This is a genomic window from Streptomyces sp. NPDC051320, from assembly GCF_040682175.1.
GTDB lineage: Bacteria > Actinomycetota > Actinomycetes > Streptomycetales > Streptomycetaceae > Streptomyces.
This window is the reverse complement of record NZ_JBFBAL010000003.1, coordinates 551,380-577,257: the sequence shown is the minus strand read 5'-3', so window position 1 is coordinate 577,257 and position 25,878 is coordinate 551,380. Positions and strand designations below refer to the sequence as shown.

Sequence of the window (25,878 nt, the reverse complement as noted above, 5' to 3'; positions counted from 1 at the left end):
CGCCCGGTTACATTCCGAACCCGGAAGCTAAGCCTTTCAGCGCCGATGGTACTGCAGGGGGGACCCTGTGGGAGAGTAGGACGCCGCCGAACAATCTTTCATCGTCAGCCCCCGAACTTCGGTTCGGGGGCTGACGTTTTTTTATGCCCCGACACCTCTCGTTCACGTGGGGCGACGAGCATGCAGGCATGAACACCGCGAGGTTTCTGAAGTCCGCAGGCCTGGGCCTCGGCGATGAGGTGATCTTGTCGGCCTACGCGGGCACCGAGACGGCCCAGTCCGTGGCCGCGGTCGGAGCAAGGCCCGTCTTCGTCGACATAGACCCGTCGAGTTACTGCATTGACCCCGAAGCGATTGCCGCCGCACTCACCTCCCGTACGGCGGCCGTCGTAGTGGCTTCCGTCTTCGGCTGCCCGCCGGATCTGGCCCGCATCAGCGAACTGGGACGTGCCCGCGGCCTGTTGATCGTCGGCGCCGGCGAAGTCGAGGACGACCCCGACGGGATCGCTCAACGCCGCTCCCATGCGGCGTTTCTGACCGCCCGTCTGACCGGCGTGCGTACCCCGGAAGCACACGAGGGCCACACCTACCAGCGGTACGTCGTCCGGGTACCGGGCAACGGCCGTCCCGATCGCGACGCGTTCGCCCGCGCATTGCGCGGCAGGGGCGTTGCCTGCGAGGTGCCGGTGCGGACACCGGTGCATCGGCAGCCGGCCTTTCGGGGAAGCCTTCGGCTGCCCGAGACCGAGCGGGCCGTCGACGAGACCTTGGCACTGCCGCTGCGGGGATCGCTGCGGCGCCGCGAGGTGCAGCGCATGGTCTCGTCCTGCAACGCACTAGGCGGCCTGCTTCCAACCAGCCTTTCGGGCCGGTGATGCAGCGAGCCGATGAACAGCGGCCGTGGCACGGAGCACCGAGGAGTTCGGGTATGATCTAGCTTGTTGCTGCGCCCCAATAGCTCAGTCGGTAGAGCGTCTCCATGGTAAGGAGAAGGTCTACGGTTCGATTCCGTATTGGGGCTCCGGAGAACAGAAGGGCCCTCGCCGGTCGGCGAGGGCCCTTTCTCGTTTCCAGCGGTCGGCCTGGGTGCCATCGGCCACCGCTTGGTCGACGGGACAGGACCTAGTCGGCGTGTGGTTCCGGGACACGCATCGCCAGGATTGCCATGTCGTCGGAGGCGGGTTCGGCGGCGAAGCGTTCCACCGCCCGCAGGATGCGTCCGGCGACCGCGCCGGCCGTCAGTCCTGTGCAGGTGCTGAGGACATCGGCCAAGCCGTCGTCACCGAGCATCCGGGCGCCCTCACGCCGTTCGGTGACCCCGTCGGTGACGCAGAGCAGCACATCACCCGGGTCGAGCGTCATGGACTGCTCGTAGAGCTCCAGGTCCTCCATGACGCCGAGCAGCGGCTGGGGCTCCGCCGCAGGTTCCACCGTGCCGTCCTGGCGCAGGCGCAGGGGGAGCGGGTGACCGGCACAGACCATCTTGAGCACCGCACTGCCGTCCTCCTGTGGCCACAACTCCCCATACAGGAGAGTCAGGAACCTGCTGCGGGAGCCCTCGTCGAGAATGGCCGCATTCAGCCGTTCCAGCACCGCCGGCCCGGCGAAGCCCTCGCGGGCGAGCAGGCGAAGGGCGTGCCGGGCCAGGCCCGTCACGGCCGCCGCCTCGGGGCCGGTACCGCAGACGTCGCCGATGGCGAAGCCGTACGCGCCGTCGTGGATCGGGAAGAGGTCGTAGAAATCGCCGCCGACCTCGTTCCCCTCGCCCGCGGCCCGGTAGATGACCTCGACTTCGACGTTGGGCACCTCGGGCAGACCGGGCGGAAGCAGACTGCGCTGCAGGGCCTGGCTGATGGCGGTCCGCTCCGAGTAGAGCCGGGCATTGTCGAGGGCGAGCGCCGCACGCCGGGAGAGGTCCTCCGCGAGTTCCAGGATCTCCTGGCGGAAGTGGTCGTCGGACGGTTTTCCGAGGGTGAGCATCCCGATGACGCGGTTACGGGCGACCAGCGGCAGAACCACCGTCTCCCCGCCGACCGCGGCGGCGGTCGCCAGCGTCGTCCCGATGCCGGAGCCGAGGGCGGGGCTCGAACCGAGGCCGAGGCTGCGCATCGAGGACGTGAGGGCCGCTTGGTGGGCGGCCTCCCCGGGAGCCGCCCAGATCCGGGCGCCCGGCGTGGGGACCGGTTCGGGCGGACTGATTTTGGACAGCAGGGCCTTGAGACCGTCGATCCGCTCCTCGTCCTCGTGCAAGACATAGGAGAGGTAAGGCTCGGACGACTGATCGGCGATGGTGTAGACGGCGCACCAGGCGGCCAGCGTCGGCACCGTCATCTGTGCCATCAGGGCCAGCGTCTGGTCCCGGTCGAGGGTGCCCGCGAGCAGGTCGGAGGCCTCGACCAGGAAGGACAGCGAACCGCGACGCAGCTTCTCCAGCTCCCCCAGACGGGCCGACTCGACGGCGAGGGCGATACGGTCGGCAGCGAACTGCAGACGCAGCGCCTCCTCGTTGGAGTACCGTCCGGGGGCTTCCGCCGAGATGCCCAGGGAGCCGGTGAGGCGCCCCTCGACCTTGAGCGGAACGGTGACCACCGAGCGCATACCCGTCCCGTTCAGCAGCGGGACAGCCCCGGGGACAGCGGCCAGATCCTCGTGAACGGCGGGCATACGGGCCGATCCGTACCGCCCTGCGCCGGTTTCCACCGGTACCCGGGCGAAACGCTGGCGGGCGGACGGCAGACCGGTGGTGGCCCGTACCTCCAGTTCCGTCTCGTCGTCGGTCGCCAGCAGCAGGAAGGCCGCGTCCGCGTCCAGCATGTCGCGCGCGCGTTCGACGGTTCGCTGCAGCAGGCCGTCGAGGTCGTCAGGGGCCGGTGAGCCGATGAAGACCTCGAAGGGGTCGGTGGTTCGGTGGTCGGCGAAGGTGTTGCTGCTGCTCTGTGGGGCGCGCTGCGGCGTCTGCAGAACGGCCCGTTCTTCGTCGCGCACCAGCAGACAGACAGTCGACGGTTCGCCTTCGGCGTCCCGTACCCGCAGGTGCGAGGCGTACACGGGGACGACTCGGCCGTCCGCGCCGCTGATGCCGTAGCTGCCCTCCCAGCGGGACAGCTGAAGGGCGTCGGCGATACCGGTACCGGTACCCGGCGTATGCGGCCACGCTGCGAAATCGGTCAGTTGCTTACCGATGACATGCTTGGCCGGATAGCCGAAAAGCACTTCGGCATCCTCGTTCCACGCCGAGACGGTGCCTTCCCGGTCGATCTGGATCACGGCCACCCGCACGTGCCCGTCGGCGACCGGCAGCATCGTCACCGGGAGCAGCGGGCCCGCGGACCGGGCGCCCACCGGGCGTTGCGGCAGATCGAGCTGGAACCACACCTGCTTCTCGGTGGGGGTGTACTCCACGCCCCAGCGTGAAGCCAGCGCGGCGCACAGCAGCAGTCCGCGGCCGCCCTCGCTGTCGGGGCTGCCGAAAGGCTGTCCCGCGCTCTGCAGCGGGACCTCTCGCTCCGGGTAGTGGTCGGCGACCTCGACGCGCACGGCTTCGTCCGACCGCAGGCAGAGGACATCCGCGGTGGTGCCGGCATGGACCACGGCGTTGGTGACCAGCTCGCTGGTGAGGACGACGGCGTCGTCGACGACGTCGGAGTACCCCCAGCCCTGCAGGGTGTCGCGGACGAAGGCGCGGGCCGTCGCCACGGACCGCCCGACTGGTTCGAAACTGGCAGCCGCCCGCGCGGTGATCACAGAACTCCTCAAACGCGTCTCGACGCCCGGCTCTGCCATATGCCCCGCCCCTCGGTGCCCGGTGGTAGTACTGGTGCCTCCGCCCCCGCCGGGCGGACCGGGGCGGTTGGACAGCCGGATGCCAGGTTACTTACCTTCGCAGTCCGTGCGGATGCCGGTCACGGGGTTTCCGCCCCGAAAGGGCGGGGACGGTATGCAAAGCTGCCGAACTGTTATGGCCTGGTTCCGCCGGGGTGAAACACTGGGCAAGTATCTCAAGACAGCCCGGGCAGTACGGCCAACCCCTGCGGGAGGGACACAGTGGAGTCTGGCACGGCGTCGCGTGGCAAGAACACGCGCGCAAAAAGCGGACAGTCCCCGAATAAGCGTCACAGTGGGACAACTGAGGTGGATACCGCCGCTCTGGGGAGACTCCTGACCGCGCTGGCCGCGATGCGGGACGGGAATTTCCGTCGGCGTCTGACGGTCTCCGGCGAAGGTCCGATGGCCGAGATCGCGGCTGTCTTCAACGAGGTCGCCGACCGCAATCTGCATCTGACGGGCGAGCTGGCCCGGGTGCGCCGGATGGTCGGGCGTGAGGGAAAGCTCACAGAAAGGCTGGAGACCGGAGCCCTCGAGGGGTCCTGGGCCGTCGCGATCGACGCGTCGAACGAACTGGTGGACGACCTGGCACGGCCGGTCTCCGAAGTCGGACGGGTGCTCTCGGCGGTGGCCGAGGGAGACCTGGAGCAGCGGATGGATCTGCGCTCCCAGGCGATGGACGGGGCGGAGCGGCCGCTGCGCGGCGAGTTCCTGAAGGTCGCCCGTACGGTCAACAACCTGGTCGATCAGCTCTCGGCGTTCACCGATGAGGTGACCAGGGTGGCGCTGGAGGTCGGTACCGAGGGCAAACTCGGCGGCCAGGCGCAGGTGCGCGGCATGTCCGGTTCGTGGAAAGACCTCACGGATTCCGTCAATACCATGGCGTACCGGCTCACCGCACAGGTACGTGACATCGCTCTCGTGACCACCGCGGTCGCCAAGGGTGATCTGTCGCGCAAGGTTACGGTCCACGTGGCCGGTGAGATGCTCCAGCTGAAGAACACCGTCAACACGATGGTCGACCAGCTGTCCTCGTTCTCCTCCGAGGTGACCCGCGTCGCGCGCGAGGTGGGTACGGAGGGTGAGCTCGGCGGCCAGGCCGTGGTACCCGGTGTGGCCGGAGTGTGGAAGGACCTCACCGATTCGGTGAACCTGATGGCCGGCAACCTGACGTCCCAGGTGCGGGGGATCGCCGAGGTCACGACAGCCGTCGCCAATGGTGACCTCTCGCAGAAGGTCACGGTGAGCGCGCGCGGCGAGGTCGCCCAGCTCGCCGAGACGATCAACCAGATGACCGAGACGCTGCGCACCTTCGCGGACGAAGTGACCCGGGTGGCGAGCGAGGTCGGCGCCGAAGGGGTACTCGGCGGGCAGGCCCAGGTGCCCGGTGCCGCAGGCACCTGGAAAGACCTGACCGACTCGGTCAACACCGTTTTCCGCAACCTCACCACGCAGGTGCGGGACATCGCCCAGGTCACCACGGCGGTCGCCAACGGCGACATGTCGCAGAAGGTCACGGTGGATGTGGCCGGCGAGATGCTGGAGCTGAAGAACACCGTCAACACGATGGTCGATCAGCTGCAGTCCTTCGGCTCGGAGGTCACCCGGGTGGCGCGTGAGGTCGGCGTCGAGGGCCGGCTCGGCGGGCAGGCCGAGGTGCCGGGTGCCGCGGGTACCTGGAAGGACTTGACCGACTCGGTCAACACGGCGTTCCGCAACCTCACCGGGCAGGTGCGGGACATCGCCCAGGTGACGACCGCGGTCGCCAACGGTGATCTGTCGCAGAAGGTCACGGTGGATGTGGCCGGCGAGATGCTGGAGCTGAAGAACACCGTCAACACGATGGTGGCGCAGCTGTCCTCCTTCGCCGACCAGGTCACGCGGATGGCGCGTGAGGTGGGCACGGAGGGCCGTCTCGGCGGCCAGGCCCGGGTGGACGGGGTCAGCGGTACCTGGAAGGAACTCACCGACTCCGTCAACTCCATGGCGGGCAATCTGACCTCTCAGGTGCGCCAGATCGCTCAGGTGACCACGGCGGTCGCGCGGGGTGACCTGTCGCAGAAGATCGATGTGGACGCGCGGGGCGAGATCCTCGAGCTGAAGAACACCATCAACACGATGGTCGACCAGCTCTCCGCCTTCGCGGACCAGGTGACGCGGGTGGCTCGCGAGGTGGGCACGGACGGCCGCCTCGGTGGTCAGGCGCAGGTACCGGGTGTGGCCGGCGTATGGCGTGATCTGACCGACTCGGTGAACGGTATGGCGGGCAACCTCACCGCTCAGGTCCGCAACATCGCGCAGGTCGCGACCGCGGTCGCCCGGGGTGACCTGTCACAGACGATCGACGTGGACGCCCGGGGCGAGATCCTCGAGCTGAAGAACACGCTGAACACGATGGTCGATCAGCTGTCCTCGTTCGCGGAGCAGGTCACGCGGGTGGCACGTGAGGTGGGCACCGAAGGAATTCTCGGTGGTCAGGCCGAAGTCCAGGGCGTGTCCGGTACGTGGAAGGACCTCACCCAGTCCGTCAACTTCATGGCGAACAATCTGACCTCCCAGGTGCGGAACATCGCGGAGGTCACCACCGCGGTGGCCAGGGGCGACCTCTCGAAGAAGATCACCGTTGACGCCAAGGGCGAGATCCTCGAACTGGTCACCACCGTCAACACGATGGTCGACCAGTTGTCGAGCTTCGCCGAGCAGGTGACCCGGGTCGCCCGTGAGGTGGGGACCGAGGGGATCCTCGGCGGCCAGGCCCGGGTGCGCGGGGTCACCGGTATCTGGGAGGACCTCAGCGACAACGTCAACCTGATGGCCAACAACCTGACCTCCCAGGTGCGGAACATCTCTCAGGTCGCCACCGCGGTCGCCAACGGCGACCTGACCAGGAAGGTCACCGTGGAGGCCCGGGGCGAGGTCGCCCAGCTCGCCGACACCGTGAACACCATGGTGACGACGCTCTCCTCGTTCGCCGACGAGGTGACCCGGGTGGCGCGTGAGGTGGGGACCGACGGCTCGCTCGGTGGCCAGGCCCGCGTACCCGGGGTGTCGGGTACATGGAAGGACCTCACCGAGTCCGTGAACTCGATGGCGTCCAACCTGACCGGCCAGGTGCGTCAGATCGCCACGGTCACCACGGCCATCGCCAAGGGCGACCTGACCAAGAAGATCGACATCGATGCCCAGGGAGAGATCCTGGAGCTGAAGACCACGATCAACACGATGGTCGACCAGTTGTCGAGCTTCGCCGAGCAGGTGACCCGGGTCGCCCGTGAGGTGGGGACCGAGGGCCAGCTGGGCGGTCAGGCGCGGGTGCGCGATGTGGACGGCACCTGGCGCGACCTCACCGAGTCGGTGAACGAGATGGCCGGAAACCTGACCCGTCAGGTCCGTGCCATCGCTGCGGTCGCCACCGCGGTGACCCGGGGTGATCTCAATCTGAAGATCGATGTGGACGCGGCGGGTGAGATCCAGGCGCTGCAGGACAACATCAACACGATGATCGCCAATCTGCGCGACACCACCGTCGCCAACAAGGAGCAGGACTGGCTGAAGGGCAACCTGGCCCGTATCTCCGGGTTGATGCAGGGCCGCCGCGATCTGGCTGACGTCGCGTCGCTGATCATGAGCGAGCTCACGCCGGTCGTCTCGGCCCAGCACGGTGCGTTCTTCCTGGCGATGGCGACCGGTAACACGGCCGAAGGCGGCGCGGCGGATGAGAACTCGTACGAGCTGCGGATGAGCGGCAGTTACGGATACTCCGCCGGCTCCATGCCGACGACCTTCCGGCCGGGTGAGACGCTCATCGGGACGGCGGCCGAGGAGAAACGGACGATCCTGGTGGAGAACGTGCCGCCGGGCTATCTCAGGATCTCCTCCGGTCTCGGGGAGGCGCCGCCCGCCCATGTGATTGTGCTGCCGGTGCTCTTCGAGGGGCAGGTTCTCGGGGTGATCGAGCTGGCGTCCTTCCAGCCCTTCACCCATATCCAGAAGGACTTCCTCAACCAGATCGCGGAGATGATCGCGACCAGCGTCAACACCATCAGCGTCAATACCAAGACCGAGGTGCTGCTCAAGCAGTCGCAGGAACTCACCGAGCAGCTCCGGGAGAGGTCGGCCGAACTCGAGAACAGGCAGAAGGCGCTCCAGGCGTCCAACGCCGAACTCGAGGAGAAGGCCGAGCTGCTGGCACAGCAGAACCGCGACATCGAGGTGAAGAACACCGAGATCGAAGAGGCCAGGCAGGTGCTCGAGGAGCGTGCCGAACAGCTCGCCGTCTCGATGCGCTACAAGTCGGAATTCCTGGCCAACATGTCGCACGAGCTGCGCACGCCGCTCAACTCGCTGCTGATCCTCGCCAAGTTGCTCGCCGACAACGCCGAGGGGAATCTCTCCCCGAAGCAGGTGGAGTTCGCCGAGACGATTCACGGCGCGGGTTCGGATCTGCTTCAGCTGATCAACGACATCCTGGATCTGTCCAAGGTCGAAGCGGGCAAGATGGATGTCAGCCCGACCAGGATCGCACTGGTCCAGCTGGTCGATTATGTGGAGGCGACCTTCCGGCCGCTCACCGCGGAGAAGGGTCTGGACTTCTCGGTGCGGGTCTCGCCGGAACTCCCCGCGACCCTGCACACCGATGAGCAGCGGCTGTTGCAGGTGCTGCGGAACCTGCTGTCCAACGCGGTGAAGTTCACCGACACCGGGGCGGTGGAGCTGGTGATCAGGCCGGCCGGTGCCAATGTGCCGACTGCCATCCGGGCGCAGTTGCTCGAAGCGGGCTCGTTGCGTGATGCCGAAGCCGATCTGATCGCCTTCTCGGTCACCGACACCGGCATCGGTATCGCGGCGAGCAAGATGCGGGTGATCTTCGAGGCGTTCAAGCAGGCGGACGGGACCACAAGTCGCAAGTACGGTGGCACCGGCCTGGGGCTGTCCATCAGCCGCGAGATCGCGCGGCTGCTCGGCGGCGAGATCCACGCGGCCAGCGAGCCGGGCCGAGGGTCGACGTTCACGCTGTACCTGCCGTTGCACCCCAGCGAGCTGCCGCCCCAGGGCTACCCCCAGCTCAGTCCGGGAGGTCTGGAGCGGGCGCCGGGCCACGGGCAGGACGAGAAGGCCACCGAGCCCGGTCAGAGCAACGGCATGGCCCCCACCGACGGCCAGGGCGGCCCCGCGGGTCTCCTGCGGCGCCGGCGCAAGGCGCTGGGTTCGACCCGACGTCCCGCGCTGACCACGCCGGCCACACCGGCGGCGGACGGCGCGGCGACGGAGGAGCCGCGGGCGGGGGACGGACAGGAGGCGCAGGAGCCGCGCCGGGTCTTCCAGTTCAACGGTGAGAAGGTGCTCATCGTCGATGACGACATCCGTAACGTCTTCGCGCTCACCAGCGTCCTCGAGCAGCACGGTCTCTCGGTGTTGTACGCGGAGAACGGCCGGGAAGGCATCGAGGTCCTTGAGCAGCACGATGACCTGACGCTGGTCCTGATGGACATCATGATGCCGGAGATGGACGGATACGCGACGACGACCGCGATTCGCCGGATGCCCCAGTTCGCCGGGCTGCCGATCATCGCGCTGACCGCCAAGGCGATGAAGGGCGACAGGGAGAAGGCCATCGAATCCGGGGCGTCCGACTATGTGACCAAGCCGGTCGATCCTGATCATTTGCTTACGGTTATGGAGCAGTGGATGAACGGGGAGTGATCGATTTCCGGGTGAGTGATCGCAACTTGTCGATTGCCTGCCGCAAAAGACGTGTGAGGTCCCCGCATCCGGGGAACCTTCTGGTCTTCCACCACGTTTCCGCTATGTGCACAGTGACAATGCGGTGACAGGGTGTGGCGACGGGCGGGGTGCGGTTACCATGACCGGCACAAGGACGGGCGGCGTAACGGAGCCGTTCCCTGGGGCGGCGCCCGGTGCACTTCCGGGACGAGGAGGACGGGCCATGGTGCAGAAGGCCAAGATCCTCCTGGTCGATGACCGGCCGGAGAATCTGCTGGCGCTGGAGGCCATCCTCTCTGCGCTCGATCAGACGCTGGTGCGGGCATCGTCAGGGGAGGAGGCGCTCAAAGCGCTGCTGACGGACGATTTCGCAGTGATCCTGCTGGACGTCCAGATGCCGGGCATGGACGGATTCGAGACGGCCGCACATATCAAGCGGCGGGAACGGACCCGGGACATCCCGATCATTTTTCTCACCGCGATCAACCACGGGCCGCACCACACCTTCCGCGGTTACGCCGCGGGGGCGGTGGACTACATCTCCAAGCCCTTCGACCCGTGGGTGCTGCGCGCGAAGGTGTCGGTCTTCGTGGAGCTGTACATGAAGAACTGCCAGCTGCGTGAGCAGGCGGCGCTGCTCCGGCTGCAGCTGGAGGGAAACGGCCACGCCATCGGTGACACCAAGGAGCCCGCCGGACTGCTCGCCGAACTGTCCGCGCGGCTGGCGGCGGTTGAGGAGCAGGCCGAGGCGCTCACCAAGCAGCTCGACGACGAATCGGCGGATGCCGCGGCGGTGGCCACGGCGGCGCATCTGGAACGCAAGCTCACCGGTCTGCGGAGGGCTCTCGATGCGCTGGAGCCGGGGGCGGGCGGCCCTGCCGCCTCTCTTCCGTCCCAGAACTGACGGGCATCGCGGAACTGACGGACTGTCCGGCTGAAATCCCGTCAAGAGGCCCGTTTGCCGCGCGACACGAACGGGTGAAGCGGTAAGCACACGTGTCCGTTGCCGTGGACACCGGTAACCTCGGCACCATGGCCCCACGTACGTCCGGCAAAGGTTCCCCAGGTACGGCGGGCGCCGCGAAGCCGCGCACCGGCCGTACGGCGGGCGCAGCCAAGAACGCGGTGCCCGCGAAGAAAGCTGCTGCCAAGAAGACCGCTGCCAGGAAACCGGCTGCCAAGAGGGCCGCACCCGGCACTAGGGCGCCGGCCAGGAAAGCAGCCGCCAAACCGCTGCCGAAAGCTGCTCCGAGCCCGACCGGAGGTGTCTACCGGCTGGTCAAGGCAGTGTGGCTGGGACTCGCCCACGGCGTCGGGGCCCTCTTCCGCAGCATAGGACGCGGCGCGAAGGGGCTCGACCCCGCTCACCGCAAGGACGGCCTCGCGCTGCTGCTGCTCGGCCTCGCGCTCGTGGTGGCGGCAGGGACCTGGTCGAATCTGCACGGCCCGGTGGGCGATCTCGTCGAGATGCTGATCACCGGTGCCTTCGGTCGGCTCGATCTGCTGGTGCCGATACTGCTGGGCGCGGTGGCGGTACGGCTGATTCTCTATCCGGAGCGGCCGGAGGCCAACGGGCGGATCGTCATCGGACTCTCCGCGCTGGTCATCGGCGTGCTCGGACAGGTGCACATCGCCTGCGGCGCGCCGGGACGCGGGGACGGTACGGCTGCGCTGCAGGACGCGGGCGGGTTGATCGGCTGGGCCGCGTCCAAGCCGCTGATCTTCATGATGGGCGAGGTTCTCGCCGTGCCGCTGCTTCTGCTGCTCACCGTCTTCGGGCTGCTGGTCGTCACCGCCACCCCGGTGAACGCCATCCCGCAGCGGCTGCGGACGCTGGGCGTGACGCTCGGCATCATCGCCGCCGCACCGGACGACAGCCTGGCGGATGACGACGAGCGGTTCGACGACGAGCGATATGACGAGCAGTGGCGCGAGGCGCTGCCCGGCGGCTCCCGACGTTCGCCCGCACGGCGTGGCGAATCCACCGACGGTTACGACCCCGGTCACGCGGAGGAGGAGGCGCTCGTCAAGCGCCGCCGTCCGCGCAGGCCGTCGGTGCAGCCCGCGCCGGGCCGGGCGATGGACGCGGTGGATGTGGCGGCTGCTGCCGCAGCGGCGCTGGACGGGGCCGTGCTGAACGGGCTACCGCCCTCGCCGCTGGTCGCCGACCTGACCCAGGGCGTGGCCGTGGACCGCGACCGGGCGGCGGGTACCGCGTCGCCATCGCTCTCGGCATCCGTGCCGCCGGCCCGGGAGGCCGCCAGGCCGGTCCCGTCCGAGGAGTCCGGAGCGACGCCGGTACCCGATCTGACGAAGGCGGCCCCGAAGCCGTCACAGCCGCTGCCTTCCCGGGCGGAACAGCTTCAGCTCGCAGGCGACATCACGTATGCGCTGCCCTCGCTCGACCTGCTGGAACGCGGCGGACCCGGCAAGACCCGCAGCGCAGCCAACGATGCGGTCGTCGCCTCGCTGTCGAACGTCTTCATGGAGTTCAAGGTGGACGCCGCGGTCACCGGCTTCACCCGCGGACCGACGGTCACCCGGTACGAAGTGGAGCTGGGCCCGGCCGTGAAGGTGGAGCGGATCACCGCGCTCACCAAGAACATCGCCTACGCGGTCGCCAGCCCCGACGTGCGGATCATCTCGCCGATCCCCGGCAAATCGGCGGTCGGCATCGAGATTCCCAACACGGACCGCGAGATGGTCAATCTCGGCGATGTACTGCGTCTGGCGGATGCGGCCGAGGACGAGCACCCGATGCTGGTCGCACTCGGCAAGGACGTGGAGGGTGGCTACGTGATGGCCAATCTCGCCAACATGCCGCACGTCCTGGTGGCGGGCGCGACCGGGTCGGGAAAGTCCTCCTGCATCAACTGCCTGATCACCTCGGTGATGATAAGGGCGACCCCGGAGGACGTCCGGATGGTGCTGGTCGACCCCAAGCGGGTGGAGCTCACCGCGTACGAAGGCATTCCGCACCTCATCACCCCGATCATCACCAACCCGAAGAAGGCTGCCGAGGCTCTCCAGTGGGTCGTGCGCGAGATGGACCTGCGCTATGACGACCTCGCGGCCTACGGCTACCGGCACATCGACGACTTCAACCAGGCCGTGCGCAACGGCAAGGCCAAGGCGCCGGAGGGCAGCGAGCGGGAGCTGTCGCCCTACCCGTATCTGCTGGTGATCGTCGACGAGCTGGCGGACCTGATGATGGTCGCGCCACGTGACGTCGAGGACTCGATCGTCCGCATCACCCAGCTGGCGCGCGCCGCAGGCATCCATCTGGTGCTGGCCACGCAGCGGCCTTCGGTCGATGTCGTCACCGGCCTGATCAAGGCGAATGTGCCCTCGCGGCTCGCCTTCGCCACGTCCTCGCTGGCCGACAGCCGGGTCATTCTCGACCAGCCGGGTGCCGAGAAGCTGATCGGCAAGGGCGACGGGTTGTTCCTGCCGATGGGGGCGAACAAGCCGACCCGTATGCAGGGCGCCTTCGTGACCGAGGAGGAAGTCGCCCTGGTCGTCCAGCACTGCAAGGGCCAGATGGCACCGGTCTTCCGCGAGGACGTGGTGGTCGGTACGAAGCAGAAGAAGGAGATCGATGAGGACATCGGCGACGACCTGGACCTGCTGTGCCAGGCGGCCGAGCTCGTGGTGTCCACCCAGTTCGGCTCGACGTCGATGCTCCAGCGCAAGCTCCGGGTCGGCTTCGCCAAGGCAGGCCGGCTGATGGATCTGATGGAGTCCCGGAACATCGTCGGCCCCAGCGAAGGGTCCAAAGCCCGCGATGTCCTGGTGAAACCGGACGAAATAGATGGCGTACTCGCCGTGATCCGTGGAGAGGCTCATCCGTAACCGGTCGGCGGGCAACCGTTGCACCCGGTCGTACGTCAAGTTGAGAAGAGGCCGGGAATGTTCCCTCGTCAGGCCGTCCGGCGGTCATCCGACCATCGGCAGGTCCGATGGCGTACAAATCCGTCCTCCGGTTGCCCCACCTTTTCCCCGCCCCCCTAGACTGAACATCCAGCAGGTGGCTCACGCTCGAAAGGCGCCCCCGTGTCCATCGGCAACTCCCCCGAAGACGACCGGCCTTCGATCGGTCACATCCTCCAGCAGGCCCGGGTCGCCGCGGGTCTGACGGTCGACGAGATCAGTTCCTCCACACGGGTGCGCATCCCCATCGTGCACGCGATCGAACAGGACGACTTCTCCCGCTGCGGCGGCGACGTGTACGCCCGCGGTCATATCCGTACCCTCGCCCGCGCCGTCGGCATCGATCCCGCGCCGCTCGTCGAGCAGTTCGACGCCGGGCACGGCGGGCGTCCCGCACCCACCCCGGCGGCGCCGCTCTTCGAGGCGGAACGCATCAGGCCGGAGCGGCGGCGCCCCAACTGGACGGCCGCGATGGTCGCGGCGATCGTCGTCGTGGTCGGTTTCGTCGGCTTCACCCTGTTCAACGGCGGCAGTGACGGCCGGCAGAAGGACCCGGTCGCCGAGGGCCCCACGACCACCGGCAAGCCGAAGCCCAGCCCCAGCAAACCCGCCGACCCGAAGCCCGATCCCTCGGACAGCGCCATCGCGGCGGTGCCCAAGGACAAGGTGACGGTCAAGGTTTCCGCGGTCGACGACAAGAGCTGGATCTCGGCGAAAGCGCACAACGGCAAACTGCTCTTCGACGGGACTCTCGCCAAGGGCGATTCCAAGACCTTCACCGACGAGCAGCAGGTCGATCTGATCCTCGGCAACGCGGGGGCCATCCAGCTGTTCGTGAACGGCAAGGACGTCCAGAACGACTTCCAGCCCGGCCAGGTCGAGCGGCTCTCGTACACCAAGGGCGACCCCGAGGCCGGCTGATCACCCTCGAGGATCGGGTATGGGCCAGGACAAAGTAGTCTTGAGCCCATGCCCGAACGCCGTACCGTCGCCCTTGTCACTCTTGGCTGCGCCCGTAACGAGGTGGACTCGGAGGAGCTCGCAGGCCGCTTGGCAGCGGACGGCTGGGACCTCGTCGAGGACGCCGCCGCCGCGGACGTGGCCGTCGTCAACACCTGTGGGTTCGTCGAGGCCGCCAAGAAGGACTCCGTAGACGCCCTGCTCGAAGCCAATGACCTCAAGGATCACGGCCGCACCCAGGCCGTCGTCGCGGTCGGCTGCATGGCCGAGCGCTACGGCAAGGATCTCGCCGAAGCCCTCCCGGAGGCGGACGCGATCCTCGGCTTCGACGACTACGCCGATATCTCCGACCGGCTCCAGACCATCCTCAACGGCGGCATCCACGCCTCGCACACCCCGCGCGACCGGCGCAAGCTGCTGCCCATCAGCCCGGCCGAGCGCCAGGACGCGGCCTCGGTCGCTCTGCCCGGCCACGCTCAGGACGTCGCTCCGGAGGACCTTCCGGAGGGCGTCGCCCCGGTATCCGGCCCCCGGGCGCCGCTGCGTCGCCGTCTCGGCAGCAGCCCGGTCGCCTCGGTGAAACTGGCGTCCGGCTGTGACCGACGGTGCTCCTTCTGCGCCATTCCCTCCTTCCGCGGGTCCTTCATCTCACGGCGGCCGTCCGACGTCCTCGGTGAGACCCGCTGGCTCGCGGAACAGGGCGTGAAGGAGGTCATGCTGGTCTCCGAGAACAACACGTCGTACGGCAAGGACCTCGGCGACATCAGGCTGCTGGAGACGCTGCTGCCCGAGCTCGCCGAGGTAGCGGGTATCGAGCGGGTCCGGGTCAGCTATCTGCAGCCCGCGGAGATGCGCCCGGGACTCATCGACGTACTGACGTCCACGCCGAAGGTCGCGCCCTACTTCGATCTGTCCTTCCAGCACTCGGCGCCCGGCGTGCTGCGCGCGATGCGGCGCTTCGGGGACACCGACAGGTTTCTGGAGCTGCTGGACACCATCCGCGGCAAGGCGCCGCAGGCCGGCGTGCGGTCCAATTTCATTGTGGGCTTCCCGGGGGAGAGCGAGGCAGATCTGGCTGAACTGGAGCGCTTCCTCACCGGGGCGCGGCTCGACGCCATCGGAGTTTTCGGCTATTCCGACGAGGACGGCACCGAGGCGGTCGGCTACGAGAACAAACTGGACGCCGAGGTCATCGCGGAGCGACTCGCGCGCGTCTCCCGACTCGCCGAGGAACTGACCGCGCAGCGGGCCGAGGAGCGGCTCGGGGAGACTTTGTCGGTCCTGGTCGAGTCCGTCGACGAGACCGAGGGTGCGGTGGGCCGGGCGGAGCACCAGGCGCCCGAGACGGACGGCCAGGTGATCCTCACGTCGAGCGAAGGACTCGCACCCGGCCGTATGGTCGTGGCCAAGGTGGTCGGTACCGAAGGCGTCGACCTGGTGGCCGAGTGTCTCGGTGAGGAGGCGGGCAGATGACCGGAGTCCCGGCATCCGCCGCCGGCGGTACCGGTGCGAAGCCGGCGCCAGGTGGCAAGCTGGGCGCTGCGGCCGTCCCTCAGGCCGGGCTGTGGAACGTCGCGAATCTGCTGACCATGGTGCGGCTGGTGCTGGTACCCGGGTTCGTGGTGCTGCTGCTGCACGAGGGTGGCTACGACCCGGTCTGGCGGGCCTACGCGTGGGCGGCCTTCGCCGTCGCCATGATCACCGACATCTTCGACGGACATCTCGCGCGGACGTACAACCTGGTCACCGACTTCGGGAAGATCGCGGACCCCATCGCCGACAAGGCGATCATGGGAGCCGCACTGGTCTGCCTGTCGTATCTCGGCGATCTGCCCTGGTGGGTGACGGGCGTCATTCTCTTCCGCGAGCTGGGCATCACCCTGATGCGGTTCTGGGTGATCAGGCATGCGGTCATTCCGGCCAGCCGTGGCGGAAAGCTGAAGACGCTCGCCCAGGGCGCGGCAGTCGGTATGTACGTGCTGGCGCTGACCGGGCCGCTCGCTTCGCTGCGCTTCTGGGTGATGGCGGTCGCCGTGGTACTGACCGTGGTGACCGGGCTGGACTATGTGCAGCAGGCCGTGACGGCGCGACGCCAGGGGCTTGCGGCGGAGCGGGCCGTGCGGTGAGTACGGCGTCCCGGGTGCTGGAGCTGCTGGCCGGACGAGGGGAGACCCTTGCCGTCGCCGAGTCGCTGACCGGCGGCCTGGTGGCCGCGGAGCTCACCTCGGTGCCGGGTGCTTCGCAGGTGTTCCTCGGGTCTGTGACCGCCTATGCGACCGCGCTGAAGCAGGAGATTCTCGGCGTCGATGCGGATCTGCTCGCGGATCGCGGCGCGGTCGACGCGGACGTGGCACGCCGGATGGCGGTCGGCGTACGACGGGTACTCGGCGCCGACTGGGGAGTGGCGACCACGGGGGTGGCCGGTCCCGAGCCGCAGGACGGGCAGCCCGTCGGCACGGTGTATGTGGCCGTTGCCGGCCCCCGGGGCGTGGAGAATCTGTCGCTCCTGCGATTGAACGGGGGCAGGGCGGACATCCGTAAAGAGAGCGTACGAAGCGTTCTTGAGCTGCTCTCCGGCGAACTCCGCGCATATGCGGGGGCACAGGATACGGAACAGAACGGGGGGAATTGATGTTTGCAGCCCTGAGTGAACACGACATCGCTCCCCGCACGGCCGCGGCGCAAGGCGGTACGGTGGGGCGAGAAGGATGCGGTTACGCGGTCCGAGGAGGGAGCCACCGATGATTCTGCTCCGTCGCCTGTTGGGTGACGTGCTGCGTCGGCAGCGCCAGCGCCAGGGCCGTACTCTGCGCGAAGTCTCCTCGTCCGCCCGAGTCTCACTCGGTTATCTGTCCGAGGTGGAGCGGGGGCAGAAGGAGGCATCCTCCGAACTGCTCTCCGCGATCTGCGACGCGCTTGACGTACGGATGTCCGAGCTCATGCGCGAAGTGAGTGATGAACTCTCGCTCGCCGAGCTGGCCGAGTCGGCAGCGGCCAGCGAGCCCGTGCCTGCGCCGGTACGCTCAATGCTCAACTCCGTCTCCGTGACATCGGTGACGGGTGTTCCGACCGAACGAGTGACGATCAAGGCGCCCGCCGAAGCGGTGGATGTCGTCGCTGCCTAGCACTTGCCTCAAAGGTTCCGGCCGGTCCTTCGGGACCGGCCGGAGCTTTTTTTGTCGCTCGTCCTTGAATGTCCGCCTTGTGGGTATATGTGCGATGGTGGAGTCAACAGACCGACGCACGGGAGGATCTCGCATGTCTGGCGTGAAGAGCCCTCTGTCCGAGGCCGATCAGAAGGTGGTGGGCGAGGCCCTGCAGGGGGCGCTCGCGGACCTCGTCGATCTCTCCCTGGTGGCCAAGCAGGTGCACTGGAATGTGGTGGGGCCACGCTTCAGGTCGGTGCATCTCCAGCTCGACGAGGTCGTCGACACGGCCCGGCAGTACACGGATGCGGTGGCCGAGCGGTCGTCGGCGGTCGGTGTCACCCCGGACGGGAGGGCCGGCACGGTGTCCAGGACCAGCGCTATCGGCGAGGCGCCGCAGGGCTGGATCAAGGACGTCGATGCCGTGCGGATCCTGGTGGAGGCACTCGGCGCCGTCATCAGCGGGACGCGGGAACGGATCGCAGCCACCGCCGTCCCCGACCCCGTCACCCAGGACCTGCTGATCGGAGTCGCCGCCGATCTCGAGAAGCATGCCTGGATGTTCCAGGCGGAAAGCGCATAGCGGTTGCGGCCATGAGACGGCGCCGGATAGCCGGGCTACTGGTGTCCGTGCTGGTCACCGGGGTGTGGGGGTGGGCTGTGCTGCGGGTGGTCGTGACCCCCGGTGACACCGGGCCGCTGGAGAGCGCGGTGGCGGCGGGGGGCTGGGGCCTCAGCCTGCTGCCCATACATGTCGTCGCGGTGCCTGTCAGGGCACCGCGACGATGACGTGAGCCGCGGTCACGGCGTCGGTCCTGTCTGGCACCGCGGACACCAGTAAGTGGGACGCTCGCGGCTGCCGTCGCCCTGTCCGGCCCTGCGCACCGAGGTTCCGCAACGCAGGCAGGGGCGGGGCGCCCGGCCGTAGACGTACAGGCGCTGATGGGGCAGCCCGGTGGTCATTCGGACCGGACGGTCGCGGTTCGCTTCCAGGAGCTTCTTGGCCACGGTCACGATCCGCTGGGGCGAGGGGGCCTCGCCGAGCGGCAGCCACGGAGTGACGCCGAGCACGAAACAGATTTCCGACTTGAAGATGTTGCCGATACCGGCAAGATTGCGCTGGTCGAGGAGTGCCTCGCCGAGCGGGCGATCCGGGGCGGCCAGGAGATTGCGCAGGGCCCTGTCCGGGTCCCAGTCGGGGCCGAGCAGATCCGGGCCCAGGTGGCCCACAGCGTTGCTCTCCTGGGGCGTACGCAGGAGCTCGAGCACCGGAAGCCGGTAGCCGACCGCGCTGTGTTCCGCGGTAGCGAGGACCGCGCGGATCTCGTGGGCAGGGCCGCCGCGCCAGCGCTCGCCCGCGACGTAGACCAGCCAGGCACCGTCCATCCGCAGATGGCTGTGCAGGCTGATATCCCCCTCGATCCGCATGAGCAGGTGTTTGCCACGCGAGACGACGCCGAGCACCGTGCGTCCCGTGAGGTCGGCGGTGGCGAAGCGGGGCACGCGCAGGTCGGACCGGGTCAGGACCCGGTTGGCGAGAGCCGTATGCAGACGCCGCGCCGTCTGTGCGACGTTGTCTCCTTCGGGCATGCCCACCATGATGCGCGGTGGGAACCGGCGGTGTCGTGCCGGTCCCGGCGGGGTCAGGCTCGCAGCCGCAGCCCCCGCGGGGTGGCGACGAAACCCGCCGCCTCCAGCGTCCGGCCCACGTCGGACGTCAGAGCGGAGACACCGTTGGTGCGCTCCACGGTGACTGTGCCCAGGGCGCCGGCCCGGGCGGATGCGGCCAGCGCCTGCCCGGCGGCTGCCAGCCGGGGGTCATCCGGCTCCGTCGGCCAGGCCAGCAGGCTCTTGCCGCCGCGCTCCATGTAGAGGATGAGTTCGCCGTCCACCAGCACGACCAGCGATCCTGCCTTGCGTCCAGGTTTGTGGCCGGCGCCGCCGGGGGCCTCCGGCCATGGCAGCGCCGCCCCGTAGGCGTTCGCCGGGTCCGCGGCCGCGAGTACCACCGCACGCCCCGGCGGACCCCCCTCCGTACGCTCCCGGGCGGTCGCCGCCGCCCGCAGCCGGTCCACGGCCCCGTCCATCGCGAACTGGGCCGCGCCCAGGCCTTCGACGACATAGCCCCGGCGTGCCTGGCCACTGTCCTCGAATGCCGAGAGGATGCGGTAGATGGCGGAGAATCCGCCCTCGACCCCCTCGGCGGCTACCGCGCCCCGGGTCACGACGCCGTGCCGGTCGAGCAGCGTGCGGGCCAGGGCGTGGGCGCGATGGGTGGCTTCGGGCTCGGCGGCAGGCAGTACGGACCACCGGCCGGCGACGGTCGGTGGTCCGGTACGGGAAGCGGGGCGGGCGGCAGCGGTGAGCGAGCCGTAACGGCCGCGGGGGACCGTCCGCCGCGCCCGGTGCGCGGTGGATCCCGCGGTGCGGCCGGAGCCGAGCAGGGAGCGGAGCGGAGCCAGTGAGTCGTTGGTGAGGCGGCCGGACCAGGCCAGCTCCCAAACGGCGTCGGCCAGTTGAGGGTCGGTGCAGTCCGGATGGGTGGTGGCGCGTACCTCGTCGGCGATCTGGCGGAAGAAGAGACCGTACCCGGGCGAGAGGACCTTGAGCACGGACTCATGGAGCGCGCTCAGCTCCAGTGGGTGCGGTGGGGGGACGAGCAGCGGGGCGGCATCCGCGAGATACAGCGAGATCCAGCCGTCCTTGCCGGGCAGCGCGCCCGCCCCCGCCCAGATGACCTCGCCGGTGGTGGTCAGTTCGTCGAGCAGTGTGGGGGTGTAGCCGGCCACCCGGGCAGGGAGGACCAGCCTCTCCAGTGCGGAGGCCGGAACGGGGGCTCCCTGCAGCTGTTCGACGGCCCGGGCCAGGCCGTCGATACCGCGCAGGCTGCTGCCGTCGAGGTGCTGCCACTGGGGGAGGAACGCGGCGAGAGCGGCGGGAGCCACCGGTTCGAGCTCCTGGCGCAGGGCGGCCAGCGAACGCCGGCGCAGTCGGCGCAGCACGGTGGCGTCACACCACTCCTGACCGATCCCGGACGGGTGGAACTCGCCCTGCACGACCCGGCCCGCGGCGGCGAGGCGCTGCAGGGCGCCGTCGGTGACCGCCGTGCCGAGGCCGAAACGGGCTCCGGCATCGGACGAGGTGAAGGGACCGTGGGTGCGCGCGAACCGGGACAGCAGATCGCCGAGCGGATCCTTCACCGGCTCGGTGAACGCTTCCGGCACGCCCACCGGCAGCGCCGTGCCGAGCGCGTCACGCAGCCGGCCTGCATCCTCGATCGCCGCCCAGTGGTCCGCGCCGGCGATACGGACCCGGATGGCGCGGCGGGATTCCGCGAGGCCGAGGGCCCAACCGGGATCCGCCCCGCGGGCGGTCAGCTCCGCGTCGGTCAGCGGTCCGAGCAGTCTCAGCCGGTCGGCGACACCCTCGATGTCCTTGATCCGCCGGTCCTCGGTCAACCACTGGAGTTCACTCTCCAGCTCCTCGAGCACGTCGGCGTCGAGCAGTTCGCGCAGCTCCGCCTGGCCGAGCAGTTCGGCCAGCAGACGTGAATCGAGCGACAACGCGGCGGCCCGCCGCTCGGCGAGCGGTGAGTCCCCCTCGTAGAGGAACTGGGCGACATAGCCGAAGAGCAAGGAACGGGCGAACGGCGAGGGCTCCTGGGTGGTGACTTCGACGAGCCGGACCCGCCGTGACTCGATGTCGCCCATCAGCTCGGTGAGCCCCGGCACGTCGAAAACGTCCTGAAGACATTCCCGGACCGCTTCCAGCACGATCGGGAACGAGCCGAATTCGCCCGCCACCTGCAGCAGTTGTGAGGCGCGCTGACGCTGCTGCCACAGCGGGGTCCGCTTGCCCGGGTTGCGGCGCGGCAGCAGCAGGGCACGCGCCGCGCACTCACGGAACCGTGCGGCGAAGAGTGCCGAGCCGCCGACCTGGTCGGTGACGACCTGTGCGACTTCGCCCTTGTCGAAGGCGACGTCGGCGGCTCCCAGTGGGGCTTGCTCGCTGTCGTACTCGGCGCCGAGCGGCTGGGTCTGCGCGACGGGGTCACTGTCCAGCAGATCGAGGCCCATGAGGTCGGCGTCCGGCAGCCGCAGCACCAGGCCGTCGTCGGCGTGCATCACCTGGGCGTCCATGCCGTAGCGCTCGGACAGCCTGGCGCCGATGGCCAGTGCCCACGGGGCGTGTACCTGTGCTCCGAACGGGGAGTGGACGACGACCCGCCAGTCACCCAGCTCGTCCCGGAATCGCTCGACGACAATGGTGCGGTCGTCGGGGATGTGGCCGCAGGCGCGGCGCTGTTCGTCGAGATAGGACAGCACGTTGTCCGCGGCCCAGGTGTCGAGGCCGGCGGCGTGCAGCCGCTCGCGGGCACGGTCGGGCTTCAGGGCACCGACCTCGCGCAGGAAGGCGCCCACCGCGCGGCCCAGCTCCAGCGGACGGCCCAGCTGGTCGCCCTTCCAGAACGGCAGCCGCCCCGGCACACCCGGCGCGGGGGTGACCAGCACGCGGTCCCGGGTGATGTCCTCGATGCGCCACGAGGTGGTGCCGAGGGTGAACACATCCCCCACCCGGGACTCGTAGACCATTTCCTCGTCGAGCTCGCCGACCCGGCCGCCGCCCTTCTTGGGGTCGGCGCCGGCGAGAAAGACACCGAAGAGTCCGCGGTCGGGGATGGTGCCGCCGGAGGTGACGGCGAGGCGCTGCGCCCCGGGACGGCCGGTGATCGTACCGGCGACGCGGTCCCAGACCACGCGGGGGCGCAGCTCGGCGAACGCGTCGGAGGGGTAACGTCCGGCGAGCATGTCGAGGACCCCGGTGAAGGCCGACTCGGGAAGTGCCGCGAAGGGGGCCGCCCTGCGGACCACCGCCAGCAGATCGTCGGCCTGCCAGGTGTCGAGGGCGACCATCGCGACCAGCTGCTGGGCGAGTACGTCCAAGGGGTTGGAAGGGACCCGAAGCGACTCGATCGAACCGGTCCGCATGCGCTCGGTGACCACAGCGGCCTGCACCAGGTCGCCCCGGTACTTCGGGAAGACCACACCGGTGGACACCGCACCGACCTGGTGTCCTGCACGGCCGACCCGCTGCAGACCGGAGGCGACGGACGGCGGTGACTCGACCTGGATGACGAGATCCACCGTGCCCATGTCGATGCCCAGCTCAAGGCTGGAGGTGGCGACCACCGCAGGCAGCCGGCCTGCCTTCAGGTCCTCCTCCACCTGGGCACGCTGTTCCTTGGACACCGAACCGTGGTGTGCCCGGGCGAGCAGTGCGGGTGCCCCCCTGGCCGCGCCTGCCTCCGCCATGATCTCGGCGGGCGAGTGCGCCTCCGGCAGGGGCTCGCCGGTGGCCCTCTCGTAGGCGATCTCATTGAGCCGGTTGCACAGGCGCTCCGCCAGACGACGGGAGTTGGCGAACACGATGGTCGAGCGGTGGGACTGCACCAGATCGGCGATGCGCTCCTCGACATGAGGCCAGATCGAGGGCTTCTCGGCCTTGTCCGGGTCGATGTCGGAGGCGGGGGAGCCGCCCAGCTCGCCCAGATCCTCGACCGGGACGACGACCGAGAGAGCGAATTCCTTGCCGGACGGCGGCTGGACGATCTCCGCCTTGCGCTGCGGGGACAGGAACCGCGCGATCTCGTCCACCGGCCGGACCGTCGCGGAAAGCCCGATACGACGGGCCGGCCGGGGCAGCAGCGCGTCCAGCCGCTCAAGCGACACGGCGAGATGCGCACCGCGCTTGGTGCCGGCCACGGCGTGCACTTCGTCGAGGATCACCGTCTCGACACCGGCCAGCGCATCCCGGGCCGAAGAGGTGAGCATCAGAAACAGTGACTCGGGGGTGGTGATCAGGATGTCCGGCGGCTTCGTCGCCATCGAACGCCGCTCGGCCGCCGGGGTGTCGCCCGAGCGGATGCCGACCCGGATCTCCGGCTCGGGCTGCCCCAGCCGCACCGACTCCTGACGGATGCCGGTCAGCGGGCTGCGGAGATTGCGCTCCACGTCGACCGCGAGGGCCTTGAGCGGGGACACGTAGAGCACCCGGCAGCGCTTTCTGGCGTCCGCGGGCGGGGGTGCCGACGCCAGCTGGTCGAGGGCTGCGAGAAAAGCGGCGAGTGTCTTTCCGGAACCGGTAGGGGCGACCACCAGCACGTCCGAACCCTTGCCGATCGCCCGCCATGCGCCGTCCTGAGCGGCTGTGGGCGCACTGAAGGCCCCCGTGAACCAACCGCGGGTCGCGGGGGAGAAGGAGTCGAGCGCTGACCTCACCATGTCCCCATCGTGCACCCCGCCACTGACAACGGCCCGGGGCCGGGGAAATAATGACGTCATGGGGCCGGGGACCGAGGAACAGGCGAGGCACTGGCAGCTCGGGGAGTTGCCCGGCGTCGATCTGCTGCACGCCCGCTACATTCGCAAATCAGTCGCCTGGCACACCCACGACACGTTCGTCATCGCAGCGATCACCGAGGGCGTGGAGGCCTTCCACCACCGCAACGAACTCGTCCGGGCGGGGGTGGGCCAGCTCGCTCTGGTCAATCCGGACACCCCGCACACCGGCCATGCCGGGGTCCCCGAAGGGTGGACGTACCGCACGCTCTACCCGGCCGCCGATCTCATCGCCGAGATCGCGGGCGACATCAGCACCCTCGCCGGTCCGGTCGGCTTCACGTCGCCGGTGGTGGAGGATCCCGGCGTGGCACGGCTCGTCGTCGGTGTGCACGAGGCAGCCGAGCAGGGCAACGCGCTGGCCGCCGACAGCCTGCTGCGGCTCGCCGTTGCCAGGTTGCTGCGGACCCATGGAGGACGGCTCCCCGAGCGCCCCCTGCGCACGGCCGGCGCCCGGAACGCGACCCGGGCACGCGCCGTGCTGGAAGCGGAGATGGCGCGGCCGCCCGCTCTGGGGAAGCTGGCCACCGAGCTCGGCACCAGCCCTTTCGCACTGCTGCGCGCCTTCAAGGAGGCGTACGGCATGCCCCCGCACACCTGGCTCACCGACGCCCGTGTGCGCCGGGCCCGGCAGTTGCTCGACACGGGCGCGGCCCCGGCCGAAGCGGCGCTCGCCGTGGGTTTCACCGATCAGCCGCACCTGAACAGGCACTTCGCCCGCATCGTGGGGGTGCCGCCCGGCGCGTACCGCCGAGGGCGCGCAAGAACGTACAAGACCGGTGCCCCCCGCGCCTCATAGCGTTCTCGATGTGGCAGCAGAGCAGACAGCACTCGGCGAAAGCAGTACGCCCCCGGAAGCCGGACCGGACTCCACCGTCATCAGGGACGCCCTCGGTGTGGGCATCGTGGTGGGGCTCTCGGGCTTCGCCTTCGGTGTGACCGCGGCGGGTTCCGGTCTCAGCGTGCTGCAGACGTGTGTGATGAGCCTGCTGGTGTTCACCGGGGCCTCGCAGTTCGCTCTGGTCGGAGCACTGGCAGCGGGCGGCAACCCCTTCACCGCGGCCGCCGGTGCCTTCTTCATCGGCGTACGAAACACCTTCTACGGACTGCGGCTCTCCCAGCTGCTCGCGCTGCCACGTGCCGTGCGTCCCCTCGCGGCGCACTGGGTCATCGACGAGACGACGGCCGTCACTCTGGCGCAGCCCACCCGGCGCGCCGCGCGGATCGGGTTCACCGCCACCGGGCTGACCCTCTACGTGCTCTGGAACCTCACCACCCTGCTCGGCGCACTGGGTGCGGAGGCGCTCGGCGACACCGACGCATGGGGCATCGACGCGGCAGGACCAGCGGTGTTCCTGGCGCTGCTCGCCCCGATGCTGCGGACGGCGGCGGAGCGCGCGGTCGCCGGGCTCGCCGTCATGCTGGGGCTGGGGCTCCTCCCGGTGCTGCCCGCCGGGGTGCCGGTACTGATGGCCGCACTGGCCGCACCGGCCGTGCTGTTCCTCCAGGGGCGCGGCATGTTCCGCACCGCCCTTGCCCCCGCCGAACAGGGCGCCGCCGATAAGGAGCAGGACCGTTGACCGTCTGGATCGCCATAGCGGTGACCGCTGTCGGCTGCTACCTCGTCAAACTGCTCGGTCTGCTGGTCCCGGCCGGGGCGCTGGAGCGCCCCCTGGTCAGGCGGCTCGCCGCGCTGCTGCCCGTCGCCCTGCTGGCGGCCCTCACCGCCCAGCAGACTTTCGCGGACGGACAGCATCTCGTCGTGGACGCCCGGGGGGCGGGGCTGGCGGCCGCAGCGCTCGCACTCGTGCTGCGTGCCCCGTTCCTTGTCGTCGTCACGGTGGCCGTGGTGGTCACCGCCGGGGCACGCGCCCTCGGCTGAGCCGCCCGGGGAG

The 25,878-nt window shown here is 69.2% G+C and carries 17 protein-coding genes, 1 tRNA gene and 1 rRNA gene; 16 read left to right on the top strand and 3 right to left on the bottom strand.

What is annotated here, in order from left to right; all coding sequences use genetic code 11:
• From rrf to AB0M87_RS10205, 3 genes are all read left to right on the top strand, one after another.
• Positions 1-92 (top strand): 5S ribosomal RNA (gene rrf, locus AB0M87_RS10215); the annotation flags it as partial.
• 96 nt (positions 93-188) lie between these two features.
• The gene (locus AB0M87_RS10210) at positions 189-875 is read left to right on the top strand and encodes a DegT/DnrJ/EryC1/StrS family aminotransferase (protein ID WP_365851457.1); all 687 of its coding nucleotides are present in this window, start codon (positions 189-191) and stop codon (positions 873-875) included.
• A gap of 73 nt (positions 876-948) precedes the next feature.
• A tRNA-Thr gene (locus AB0M87_RS10205) sits at positions 949-1,021 on the top strand.
• Positions 1,022-1,122: 101 nt separating this feature from the next.
• Here AB0M87_RS10205 and AB0M87_RS10200 read toward each other — a convergent pair.
• Positions 1,123-3,783, bottom strand: coding sequence for a SpoIIE family protein phosphatase (locus tag AB0M87_RS10200; RefSeq protein ID WP_365851456.1), 2,661 nt, complete (start codon positions 3,781-3,783; stop codon positions 1,123-1,125).
• 261 nt (positions 3,784-4,044) lie between these two features.
• On the opposite strand from AB0M87_RS10200, the gene AB0M87_RS10195 reads away from it, so the two are divergent.
• The 10 genes from AB0M87_RS10195 (at position 4,045) to AB0M87_RS10150 (ending at position 18,374) form a co-directional block, all read left to right on the top strand.
• The gene (locus tag AB0M87_RS10195; RefSeq protein ID WP_365851455.1) at positions 4,045-9,528 is read left to right on the top strand and encodes a HAMP domain-containing protein; all 5,484 of its coding nucleotides are present in this window, start codon (positions 4,045-4,047) and stop codon (positions 9,526-9,528) included.
• 244 nt (positions 9,529-9,772) lie between these two features.
• Positions 9,773-10,453 carry a response regulator gene (locus tag AB0M87_RS10190; protein WP_365851454.1) on the top strand — a complete coding sequence of 227 codons (681 nt, stop codon included), beginning with the start codon at positions 9,773-9,775 and terminating at the stop codon, positions 10,451-10,453.
• A gap of 128 nt (positions 10,454-10,581) precedes the next feature.
• Entirely contained in the window at positions 10,582-13,401 is a 2,820-nt protein-coding gene (locus AB0M87_RS10185; RefSeq protein ID WP_365851453.1) for a DNA translocase FtsK, read from the top strand.
• A gap of 201 nt (positions 13,402-13,602) precedes the next feature.
• A complete protein-coding gene (locus AB0M87_RS10180) occupies positions 13,603-14,400 on the top strand; it encodes a helix-turn-helix domain-containing protein (RefSeq protein WP_365851452.1) in 798 nt (265 codons plus the stop codon).
• A gap of 48 nt (positions 14,401-14,448) precedes the next feature.
• Positions 14,449-15,912, top strand: coding sequence for a 30S ribosomal protein S12 methylthiotransferase RimO (rimO, locus tag AB0M87_RS10175; protein WP_365851451.1), 1,464 nt, complete (start codon positions 14,449-14,451; stop codon positions 15,910-15,912).
• Complete coding sequence (gene pgsA / locus AB0M87_RS10170) at positions 15,909-16,565, top strand: CDP-diacylglycerol--glycerol-3-phosphate 3-phosphatidyltransferase (RefSeq protein ID WP_365851450.1); 657 nt, start codon at positions 15,909-15,911, stop codon at positions 16,563-16,565. Before rimO ends, pgsA begins: the two co-directional genes overlap by 4 nt.
• Complete coding sequence (locus AB0M87_RS10165) at positions 16,562-17,071, top strand: nicotinamide-nucleotide amidohydrolase family protein (protein ID WP_365851449.1); 510 nt, start codon at positions 16,562-16,564, stop codon at positions 17,069-17,071. The genes pgsA and AB0M87_RS10165 overlap by 4 nt, the downstream gene beginning before the upstream one ends.
• 109 nt (positions 17,072-17,180) lie before the next feature.
• Positions 17,181-17,564 carry a helix-turn-helix transcriptional regulator gene (locus tag AB0M87_RS10160; RefSeq protein WP_250304879.1) on the top strand — a complete coding sequence of 128 codons (384 nt, stop codon included), beginning with the start codon at positions 17,181-17,183 and terminating at the stop codon, positions 17,562-17,564.
• 133 nt (positions 17,565-17,697) lie between these two features.
• A complete protein-coding gene (locus tag AB0M87_RS10155; protein ID WP_365851448.1) occupies positions 17,698-18,168 on the top strand; it encodes a DNA starvation/stationary phase protection protein in 471 nt (156 codons plus the stop codon).
• 11 nt (positions 18,169-18,179) lie between these two features.
• On the top strand, positions 18,180-18,374 hold the full coding sequence (locus AB0M87_RS10150; protein WP_365851447.1) for a hypothetical protein: 195 nt from the start codon (positions 18,180-18,182) through the stop codon (positions 18,372-18,374).
• A gap of 12 nt (positions 18,375-18,386) precedes the next feature.
• Here AB0M87_RS10150 and AB0M87_RS10145 read toward each other — a convergent pair whose 3' ends face one another.
• Positions 18,387-19,175 (bottom strand): DNA-formamidopyrimidine glycosylase family protein, encoded by a 789-nt coding sequence (locus AB0M87_RS10145; RefSeq protein ID WP_365851446.1) that lies wholly within the window; start codon positions 19,173-19,175, stop codon positions 18,387-18,389.
• 53 nt (positions 19,176-19,228) lie between these two features.
• A complete protein-coding gene (locus tag AB0M87_RS10140; protein WP_365851445.1) occupies positions 19,229-23,866 on the bottom strand; it encodes an ATP-dependent helicase in 4,638 nt (1,545 codons plus the stop codon).
• Positions 23,867-23,924: 58 nt separating this feature from the next.
• On the opposite strand from AB0M87_RS10140, the gene AB0M87_RS10135 reads away from it, so the two are divergent.
• From AB0M87_RS10135 to AB0M87_RS10125, 3 genes are read left to right on the top strand one after another with little or no spacing between them, the layout of a single operon-like run.
• Positions 23,925-24,782, top strand: a complete 858-nt coding sequence (locus AB0M87_RS10135; protein ID WP_365851444.1) for an AraC family transcriptional regulator — start codon at positions 23,925-23,927, stop codon at positions 24,780-24,782.
• A gap of 10 nt (positions 24,783-24,792) precedes the next feature.
• A complete protein-coding gene (locus AB0M87_RS10130; RefSeq protein WP_365851443.1) occupies positions 24,793-25,563 on the top strand; it encodes an AzlC family ABC transporter permease in 771 nt (256 codons plus the stop codon).
• Positions 25,560-25,865 (top strand): AzlD domain-containing protein, encoded by a 306-nt coding sequence (locus tag AB0M87_RS10125; protein ID WP_365851442.1) that lies wholly within the window; start codon positions 25,560-25,562, stop codon positions 25,863-25,865. The genes AB0M87_RS10130 and AB0M87_RS10125 overlap by 4 nt, the downstream gene beginning before the upstream one ends.
• Positions 25,866-25,878 lie beyond the last annotated feature (13 nt).

Bases quoted from the DNA above. Each gene is read 5' to 3' on its own strand.
- rimO (WP_365851451.1), top strand. From the start codon at position 14,449: ATGCCCGAACGCCGTACCGTCGCCCTTGTCACTCTTGGCTGCGCCCGT.
- AB0M87_RS10155 (WP_365851448.1), top strand. From the start codon at position 17,698: ATGTCTGGCGTGAAGAGCCCTCTGTCCGAGGCCGATCAGAAGGTGGTG.
- AB0M87_RS10200 (WP_365851456.1), bottom strand. From the start codon at position 3,783: ATGGCAGAGCCGGGCGTCGAGACGCGTTTGAGGAGTTCTGTGATCACC.
- AB0M87_RS10150 (WP_365851447.1), top strand. From the start codon at position 18,180: ATGAGACGGCGCCGGATAGCCGGGCTACTGGTGTCCGTGCTGGTCACC.
- AB0M87_RS10160 (WP_250304879.1), top strand. From the start codon at position 17,181: ATGATTCTGCTCCGTCGCCTGTTGGGTGACGTGCTGCGTCGGCAGCGC.
- AB0M87_RS10140 (WP_365851445.1), bottom strand. From the start codon at position 23,866: ATGGTGAGGTCAGCGCTCGACTCCTTCTCCCCCGCGACCCGCGGTTGG.
- AB0M87_RS10185 (WP_365851453.1), top strand. From the start codon at position 10,582: ATGGCCCCACGTACGTCCGGCAAAGGTTCCCCAGGTACGGCGGGCGCC.
- AB0M87_RS10135 (WP_365851444.1), top strand. From the start codon at position 23,925: ATGGGGCCGGGGACCGAGGAACAGGCGAGGCACTGGCAGCTCGGGGAG.
- AB0M87_RS10190 (WP_365851454.1), top strand. From the start codon at position 9,773: ATGGTGCAGAAGGCCAAGATCCTCCTGGTCGATGACCGGCCGGAGAAT.
- AB0M87_RS10210 (WP_365851457.1), top strand. From the start codon at position 189: ATGAACACCGCGAGGTTTCTGAAGTCCGCAGGCCTGGGCCTCGGCGAT.
- AB0M87_RS10145 (WP_365851446.1), bottom strand. From the start codon at position 19,175: ATGCCCGAAGGAGACAACGTCGCACAGACGGCGCGGCGTCTGCATACG.
- pgsA (WP_365851450.1), top strand. From the start codon at position 15,909: ATGACCGGAGTCCCGGCATCCGCCGCCGGCGGTACCGGTGCGAAGCCG.